Raw genomic sequence first — 1,241 nt, 5'->3', positions numbered from 1 at the left:
GTCGGCGAGGGTGGTGGTGTCACCGACCTCGCGGCCCTCGGCGATGTCGCGCAGCAGGCGGCGCATGATCTTGCCGGAGCGGGTCTTCGGCAGCTCGCCGACCACCTTGATCTGCTTCGGCTTGGCGATCGGGCCGAGCGTGCGGCCGACGTGCGCCCGCAGCTCCTCGACCAGCTCGGGGCTCTCGGTGACGCCGCCGCGCAGGATCACGAAGGCGACGATGGCCTGGCCGGTGGTGACGTCGGTGGCGCCGACGACCGCGGACTCGGCCACGGACGGGTGGCCGACCAGGGCGGACTCGACCTCGGTGGTGGAGATGTTGTGGCCCGAGACCAGCATGACGTCGTCCACCCGGCCGAGCAGCCAGATGTCGCCGTCCTCGTCCTTCTTGGCGCCGTCGCCGGCGAAGTAGCGGCCCTGGAAGCGCGACCAGTAGGTGTCGACGTAGCGCTGGTCGTCGCCCCAGATGGTGCGGAGCATGGACGGCCAGGGCTCGGTGAGCACCAGGTAGCCGCCGGAGCCGTTGGGGACCTCGTTGGCCTCGTCGTCCACCACGGTGGCCGCGATGCCCGGCAGGGCGCGCTGGGCCGAACCCGGTTTGGTCTCGGTGACGCCCGGCAGCGGGCTGATCATGATGGCGCCGGTCTCGGTCTGCCACCAGGTGTCGACGATCGGGCACGTGCCGCCGCCGATGTGCTCGCGGTACCAGATCCACGCCTCGGGGTTGATCGGCTCGCCGACGCTGCCCAGCACCCGCAGCGAGGACAGGTCGAACTTCGCGGGGATGTCGTCGCCCCACTTCATGAAGGTGCGGATCGCGGTCGGCGCGGTGTAGAGGATCGTCACGCCGTACTTCTGGACGATCTCCCAGAACCGGCCCTGGTGCGGGGTGTCCGGGGTGCCCTCGTAGATGACCTGGGTGGCACCGTTGGCCAGCGGGCCGTAGACGATGTACGAGTGGCCGGTGACCCAGCCGATGTCGGCGGTGCACCAGTAGACGTCGGTGGCCGGCTTGAGGTCGAAGACCGCGTGGTGGGTGTAGCCGGCCTGGGTGAGGTAGCCGCCCGAGGTGTGCAGGATGCCCTTGGGCTTACCGGTGGTGCCCGAGGTGTAGAGGATGAACAGCGGGTGCTCGGCCTCGTGCGCCTCGGGGGTGTGCTCGGTGGACTGGCGCGCGGTGATCTCGTGCCACCAGACGTCGCGGCCCTCGGTCCAGGGGATCTCCTGCTCGGTGCGGCGGA

At 70.3% G+C, this 1,241-nt stretch carries 1 protein-coding gene; it reads right to left on the bottom strand.

Features of this window, described 5'->3' with window-relative positions; all coding sequences use genetic code 11:
* Positions 1–1,241, bottom strand: a 1,241-nt coding sequence (locus tag ACH4J0_RS43285; RefSeq protein WP_396246670.1) for an acetate--CoA ligase, incomplete at both ends; no start/stop codon positions are given.

This window comes from Kitasatospora sp. NPDC017646 (assembly GCF_044329365.1).
In the GTDB taxonomy this organism is placed as follows: domain Bacteria; phylum Actinomycetota; class Actinomycetes; order Streptomycetales; family Streptomycetaceae; genus Kitasatospora.
This window is presented reverse-complemented; position numbering and strand designations above follow the sequence as displayed.